This is a genomic window from Reyranella sp. (genome assembly GCF_004296935.1).
Lineage (GTDB): Bacteria > Pseudomonadota > Alphaproteobacteria > Reyranellales > Reyranellaceae > Reyranella.
Map to the genome: position 1 here is coordinate 1 of NZ_SCVH01000174.1, position 1361 is coordinate 1361.

Below are 1361 nucleotides of genomic sequence, written 5' to 3' on the forward strand. Positions count from 1 at the left end.
CAAGGGGCTGGGCGTCATCTCGGGCTTCGTCGATGAGTTGGAGAAACTGTGATCATGGGAGCGCGCCACTCCAGTGGCGCCATCATGAGCGCCACTGGAGTGGCGCGCTCCGATGAGTGACGAGGGTGACTCTTTCGGCGGACGGCTTGGTCGCTACGCCCGGGTCGGCTCGTCGGTCGGCGGCCTTGCCGTCAAACTGGCGGGCCAGCGCTATCTCGGTTTCTCGCTCGATCGCGACAAGCATGCCGGCGAGCTGAAGGCCGCACTCGGCGGCTTGAAGGGCCCGCTGATGAAGGCGGCGCAGCTGCTGGCCACCATTCCCGATGCGCTGCCGCCGGAATATGCCCGCGAGCTGGGCGAGCTGCAGGCCAACGCGCCGGCCATGGGTTGGGCTTTCGTGCGGCGCCGCATGGCGAGCGAGCTGGGGCCGGACTGGCAGGCGAAGTTCGCCAGGTTCGACAAGGAAGCCTCGTTCGCGGCCTCCCTGGGCCAGGTCCATCGTGCCGCGCTTGCTGACGGCCGCGACGTGGCGGCCAAGCTGCAGTATCCCGACATGGCCTCGGCGCTGGAGGCGGACCTCAATCAGCTAAAAGTCGTGTTCGCGATCGGTCAGCGCTTCGATCCGGCGATCCGCACCGACGAGATCCATGCCGAGATCACCACGCGGCTGCGCGAGGAGCTGGATTACCGCCGCGAGGCCAAGCACGTCGCACTCTACCGCCACATGCTCCGCGACGAACCCAACGTCCATGTGCCCGAGGTGGTGCCGAGCCATTCGACCGATCGGCTGCTGACCATGAGCTGGCTGCAGGGCGAGCCTTTGCTCAACTGGAAGACCCACTCCCAGGAGGAGAAGGACGCGCTGGCCATAAATATGTTCCGCGCCTGGTACGTGCCGTTCTATCGCTTCGGCGTGATCCACGGCGATCCGCATCTCGGCAATTACACCGTGCGGCCCGACGGCTCGGTCAACCTGATGGATTTCGGCTGCGTCCGCGTCTTCCCACCGCGCTTCGTGCAGGGCTCGATCGAGCTCTACCGCGCGCTGATGACCGACGACGAGGCGCGCGCCGTGGCGGCCTACGAGGATTGGGGTTTTACGGGCCTCAGCCGCGAGATGATCGCCGTGCTCAATCGCTGGGCCGCCTTCCTCTACGGGCCGCTGATGGACGACCGGCCGCGCCGCCTCACCGAGGGCATGGCCGGCGGCTACGGCCGCGAGATGGCCCAGAACGTCTTCGGCGAGCTGCGCAAGATGGGCGGCGTGCGGCCGCCGCGCGAGTTCGTGTTCATGGACCGCGCCGCCATCGGCCTGGGTGCCGTGTTCATCCATCTCCGCGCCTCGATCAACTGGCATCGCC

1 protein-coding gene is annotated in these 1361 nt (G+C 67.2%); it reads left to right on the forward strand.

Going from position 1 to position 1361, the window contains the following annotated elements; all coding sequences use genetic code 11:
- Window positions 1-112: 112 nt before the first annotated feature.
- Window positions 113-1361, forward strand: a 1249-nt coding sequence (locus EPO55_RS26085) for an AarF/ABC1/UbiB kinase family protein (RefSeq protein ID WP_296340553.1), incomplete at its 3' end; no start/stop codon positions are given.